We start from the raw sequence: 5,593 nt of genomic DNA on the forward strand, positions 1-5,593 counted from the left end.
GGGCGGAGGGGGTTCCGGACAGGCCGGAGGTGTCGGCCAGGACGGGCTTCCGGCGACGGCCACCGCCTGGATGCCGTCCGGGCCGGTCGAGGCGTACGCGCAGGCGTCGGCGGCGGCCGGCGCGGCCGGCGCCGCCACCAGCAGCCAGGTCAGGGCCACCAGCGCCAATGCCCGTGCGGCGAAGGCGGTTTGCGTCGGTTCGGGTCCATGCACGACCGAGATCATGAGCCCTGTCGGGCGCTCCCACGCCGGAGGGCGGGGGGATTGGCCCGATCGGGGGATCACGGGCGTACTCGGGTTTGACCGGCGCCACTTCGAGGGTGCTTCGACACGCACGCGCGTGCGAGTCGGGGTGGCGGTGGCACAGGTTCCGAAAAGAAATTTGTGAGGCGGTTGAACACAACCGCTGGTCCCATGCGTACCCATGCTCGTGCGGCGGCGCAGACGGGCGCTGCAACACCCTTGCGATTATGGGGAGTTGTTGACGATGAAGACCTCCTGGCGGAGCGCCTCCATGGTGGTGGGCGCCGCGGCCATCCTGGCTCTGACGACCGCGTGCGGCCAGGAAAGCGGCACCTCTTCGGTGGGCAGCCAGAACGTGGGCGCCACCGCGCCGGCCGGCGGCGGCTACGGCAGTGTCGGCACCAGCACCAGTGCCGGTACCGGTGTCAGCGCGAGCCCGAGCAACGGTTACGGCGCCGACGGCCAGCAGGGCGCGGCGAGCCAGAACTCGCCCGCCGGTCAGCTCGCCGTGACTCAGAACGCCGAGCTGGGCAAGGTGCTGACCGACAGCGCCGGTCTGACCCTCTACCGCTTCGACGAGGACACGGCCGAGCCGCCCAAGTCCAACTGCGAGGGTGACTGCGCCAAGGCCTGGCCGCCCGTGTCCGCCGACGACGCCTCGGCCGGCGCCGGTATCGACAAGTCCCTGCTCGGCGAGGTCACCCGGGCCGACGGCACCAAGCAGCTGACCATCGCGGGCTGGCCGGCGTACCGCTACGCCAAGGACACCAAGGCCGGCGACATCGCGGGCCAGGGCGTGGGCGGCAAGTGGTTCGCGCTGGCCCCCACCGGCAAGAAGGCCACCCTGGCGAGCCTGCCCGGGCTGTCCGTGCGCAAGGACCCCAAGCTCGGCGACATCGTCGTCGACAAGAACGGCATGACGGTCTACCGGTTCATCAAGGACCAGGCCTGGCCGAAGGTCATCTCCAACTGCACCGGCTCCTGCCTGGAGAAGTGGCCGGCCGTCGCGCCGGTCGAGCCGGGCGACACCAAGGGCATCGAGAAGAAGGGCCTGATGGGCTTCACCCGGCCCGACGGCGTCAAGCAGATGACCGTCGACTGCTGGCCGGCGTACACCTTCTCCGGCGACACCAAGCCGGGGGACACCAACGGTCAGGGCGTCGGTGGCACCTGGTACGTCATGGCCCCCTCCGGAAAGCCGATCGGCGCGCCGAAGAAGTAGGCGTCACCTCCCCAGGGTTGATCGCACCGAGGCGCGTTCGATCGCAGGTCCGCCCCCTCCGCACCGCACGGAGGGGGCGGACCGCTTTTCACATGCGGTCCGCGTGCGGCCGACGCGGCCGTTTTGCCACGTTTTGGCCGGGCGAATGCGGCACGTGCCGCAGGCAGTGACCGGGAACGGATGGTCAATTTCCGTTTCGGCTCGCCCCGTTGGCAGGCGATCAGTAGCCTCAGCTCGAACACCGGATCGCCTACGCCCTTGGAGAGATAGATGGACCGTCCCGCCTGGGCCCCCCGGAGCATCGACATCTCGGTGCCGAGCGTCTCGCGGATCTACGACTTCTACCTGGGCGGTTCGCACAACTTCGAGGTCGACCGGGAAGCGGCCCGCAAGGCCATGGAGTTCATGCCGGGACTGCCCAAGATCATGCAGGCGAACCGGGCGTTCATGCGGCGCGCGGTGCGCTTCGCCGTCGACGAGGGCATCGACCAGTTCCTGGACATCGGTTCGGGCATCCCGACCTTCGGCAACGTCCACGAGGTGGCCCAGGCGGCCCGCCCCGGCGCGAAGGTCGTCTACGTCGACCACGACCCGGTCGCCGTCGCCCACAGCCAGGCGGTCCTCGCGGGCAACGAGGACGCCGGGGTGGTCGCCGCCGACCTCCGCAAGCCCCAGGAGATCCTCGCCGGCGCCGAGGTGGAGCGGCTGATCGACCTGAACCGGCCGGTGGCGCTGCTTCTCGTTGCCATACTGCACTTCGTGGAAGACGCGGACGACCCGTACACGGCGGTGGCCGAGCTGCGCGAGGCGCTCGCGCCCGGCAGCCTGCTGGTGCTCACCCATGCCTCGTACGAGGGAATCCCGCTGCCGCCGGAGCGGGCGGAGGGCGCGGTGGACGTGTACAAGGACATTCGCAACCCGCTGATCATGCGCTCGCGCGACGAGATCGCGCGGTTCTTCGAGGGGTACGACATGGTGGAACCGGGATTGGTGCCGCCGCCGCTGTGGCGGCCGCAGGAGGCGCCGGAGGACGAGGATCCGTATGCCTTCTCCGGGTTCGCCGGCGTTGGGCGCACGGCGTGATCGCGGAGCCGGACGGGCCGGAGGACAGACTGCGCCGGTTCGCGACGATCTGGAGCCGGGCGGTGTTCCCGGTGACCTCCACGTCGCTGACCCGGCCGGAGTTCGAGGAGCGACTCCTGCCGCTGGCCCGGCGGTTGAGCCAGGCCCTGCACGCCCGCCCGCTGGACGCGGACGAGGGCAGGGCGGTCGGCGCGGCCCTGGTCACCGCGCACTGCACCGACCCCGAGGCGCTCAGCCGCACCCTCGACTGCGTCGACGCCTACCTCGTGCTGTACTGCGGGGCCGACGGCGACCAGGAGGAACTGCGGGCGCGCTGTTCGCGGTTGCAGCACGCCATGGCCGCCGGGTTCGCGCAGGCGCTGCGTGAGCGGACGCTGGCCGAGCAGGAGGCCATCTCCGCCGCCGCGCTGCAGGCGCAGGGCGTGGTGGCGCAGGCGCTGCACGCCACCGAGGCCCGCTTCCGCGCGGTGTTCGAAGGCGCGGCCATAGGGATCGGCATGGCCGACCTGGACGGAAACATCCTCCAGGTCAACGGTGCGTTGCTGCGGATGTTCGGCCACTCCGAGCAGAACATGCGCGCCCGCAACGTCAAGGAGTGGACCCACCCCGAGGACGCCCCGCAGACCTGGACCCTCTACGAGGAACTCGTCCGCGGCGAGCGCGAGCACTACCACCTCGAGAAGGCGTTCTACCGCCCCGACGGAACGGTCCTGTGGACCAACCTCACGGTCTCCCTGCTGCGGGACGCGGACGGCAACCCGCAGTACCAGCTCGCGCTCATGGAGGACACCACCGAGCGCCGGCTGCTCAACCTGCGGCTGCGCTACGAGGCCACGCACGACGCGCTCACCGGCCTGCCCAACCGCACCTTCTTCTTCGAACGCCTGGAGAAGGCGCTCGGCGCCGGCGAGGGCCAGCGCTTCGGCCTGTGCTACCTCGACCTCGACGGCTTCAAGACCGTCAACGACAGCCTCGGCCACGCGGCCGGCGACCGGCTGCTCGTCGAGGTCGCCGACCGGCTGCAGTCCTGCGCCACCGCGCCCGGCGAGATGGTCGCCCGGCTCGGCGGTGACGAGTTCGTGGCGCTGACCACCGGCCCCGACACCGAGCGCGAGGTCGACGAGCTCGCCACCCGCATCATGAACGCCCTGCTCGCGCCGATCAGCATCGACGGCCGGGAGCTGACGGTCCGCGGCAGCATCGGCATCGTCGAGGGGCCGGCCGGCACCCGCAGCCCGGCGGAGGTGCTGCGCAGCGCCGACATCACCATGTACCGGGCCAAGTCGGCGGGCGGCAACCGCTTCGAGCTGGCCGACGAGGAGGCCGACGCCCGCGCCATCACCCGGCACGGCCTGACCACCGCGCTGCCCGCCGCGCTGGAGCGGGGCGAGTTCTTCATCGAGTACCAGCCGCTGGTCCACCTCGGCGACGGCAGTGTGCGCGGCGCCGAGGCGCTGGTGCGCTGGCTGCATCCGCAGCACGGCGTCCTCGGCCCGGACCGCTTCATCCCGCTCGCCGAACACACCGGCCTCATCGTGCCGCTGGGGCGCTGGGTGCTGGAACAGTCCGTCCGCCAGGCGCGCGAATGGCGAGAACGGTACGACGACGCCGGGCCCCTGCGGATCAACGTCAACCTCTCGCCCTGCCAGCTCACCCACCCCGGCCTGGTCCAGGACACCGTCGACATCCTGGAACGCGCGGGCGTCGCACCGGACGCCCTGTGCCTGGAGGTCACCGAGTCGGCGTTGATCGGCGCGGACGACGACCTGCTCAAACCCCTGCGCCGGCTCGCCGAGATGGGCGTCGACATCGCCCTCGACGACTTCGGCACCGGCTACTCGAACCTGGCGAACCTGCGCCGGCTGCCGGTCAGCATCCTCAAGCTGGACCGCTCCTTCACCCAGAGCATGCAGCAGTTCCCCGCCGACCCCGTCGACCTCAAGATCGTCGAAGGGATCGTTTCCCTCGCCCACAGCCTGGACCTCGCGGTCACGGTCGAGGGCGTGGAAACGGGGGCGCAGGCCGAGCAGTTGCGGATACTGGGCTGCGACACGGCCCAGGGCTGGTACTACGCCCGCCCCGGCCCGCCGGACCGCCTCCACGAACTGGCCCTGGTCGACGCGACGGGCTGACCCACCGGGGCCGCCCGGACCCGGCCCGCTGCTCCGGGCCCGATACGGCGGCCCGGGCGGCACCGTGCGTCATGCACGCACGACAGGCGCGCTTTTCCAGCGCGGGGCGTACACGGGAACTCGGCGATCCCGCCCGACGCCCGGCCGCCCGTGCGACGCCGGTGCCCCAGCTCCGTCGCCTGTGCGAGGCGTGCCGTCTGGCAGGGCACTCTCCCGGGCAGCGGAGCCGCTCCGCAGGCCGCGCGCCCAGCCCCACGCAGCGGCCGGGCCGGCGTTCGCGGGCCCGCACGAGGGCCGGGCGGCGCGGTGGCGCTGCAGGGCGAGGCTCGCTATGTGCTGCGTGCGGTCGCATCGAGGCGCCGGCCGGGCTGGCATGCGCGGGCCCGCACCAGGGCCGGCCGACGCCGACGCGCTCCCGGGCCGGGCCCGTCGTCCGCTGCGCGCCGTCGTACGCAGGCTGCTCATCACCGGCCTCGACACCCGCGTCCTGGTCTTGCGGCGCAGCCTTGTCCGCCCGGCTCGGGGGCGTCTGTGTCGCCGCCCACTTCGTGGCGCGGGTGGTCTCGACCGCCGTCGGTGTCACGCCGGACGACCTGGTCGCCCAGCCATTCCAAGGCCCCCTCACCGGCCGCTTCTCCACGCCCGCCGACATCGCCGACCGTCCTCTTCCTCGCCGGGGATCGCGCGCGCAACATCACCGGCGGCGGTCCCGGCTCGGCCTGGTGCGCGGAAGCGTCGCGTCACCGCTCCAGCAGCATCCGCTGCAACTCCCGCGCCGCCCGAGGCGGAGCCACATCGCTGCGGTGCGCCAGCGCGATCGTGCGGTGCAGACCGGGCCGGGCGAGCGGGGTGACCCGTAGGCCCCGCCCCGACCGTGTCGCGACCATACGGGGTACGACGGCCACCCCCAGCC

The 5,593-nt window shown here is 72.2% G+C and carries 3 protein-coding genes and 2 pseudogenes; 3 read left to right on the forward strand and 2 right to left on the reverse strand.

The genetic code is table 11. The features are described from left to right. Positions 1 to 213: pseudogene (locus GRC12_RS46820) on the reverse strand (hypothetical protein); the annotation flags it as partial. 274 nt (positions 214 to 487) lie between these two features. Here GRC12_RS46820 and GRC12_RS41365 point away from each other — a divergent pair. The 3 genes from GRC12_RS41365 (at position 488) to GRC12_RS41375 (ending at position 4,680) form a co-directional block, all read left to right on the forward strand. Beyond that, positions 488 to 1,465, forward strand: a complete 978-nt coding sequence (locus GRC12_RS41365; protein ID WP_208785600.1) for an SCO0930 family lipoprotein — start codon at positions 488 to 490, stop codon at positions 1,463 to 1,465. Between the two features lie 270 nt (positions 1,466 to 1,735). Then, complete coding sequence (locus tag GRC12_RS41370; protein ID WP_208785601.1) at positions 1,736 to 2,548, forward strand: SAM-dependent methyltransferase; 813 nt, start codon at positions 1,736 to 1,738, stop codon at positions 2,546 to 2,548. Then, positions 2,545 to 4,680 (forward strand): putative bifunctional diguanylate cyclase/phosphodiesterase, encoded by a 2,136-nt coding sequence (locus tag GRC12_RS41375; RefSeq protein ID WP_208785602.1) that lies wholly within the window; start codon positions 2,545 to 2,547, stop codon positions 4,678 to 4,680. Before GRC12_RS41370 ends, GRC12_RS41375 begins: the two co-directional genes overlap by 4 nt. A gap of 740 nt (positions 4,681 to 5,420) precedes the next feature. Here the strand turns inward: GRC12_RS41375 and GRC12_RS41380 are convergent. Next, a pseudogene (locus GRC12_RS41380) lies at positions 5,421 to 5,593 on the reverse strand (LysR family transcriptional regulator); the annotation flags it as partial.

Origin of the sequence: Streptomyces griseorubiginosus, assembly GCF_017614965.1 — a bacterium.
GTDB classification, from domain to species: domain Bacteria; phylum Actinomycetota; class Actinomycetes; order Streptomycetales; family Streptomycetaceae; genus Streptomyces; species Streptomyces griseorubiginosus_B.

Bases quoted from the DNA above. Each gene is read 5' to 3' on its own strand.
- GRC12_RS41365 (WP_208785600.1), top strand. From the start codon at position 488: ATGAAGACCTCCTGGCGGAGCGCCTCCATGGTGGTGGGCGCCGCGGCC.
- GRC12_RS41370 (WP_208785601.1), top strand. From the start codon at position 1,736: ATGGACCGTCCCGCCTGGGCCCCCCGGAGCATCGACATCTCGGTGCCG.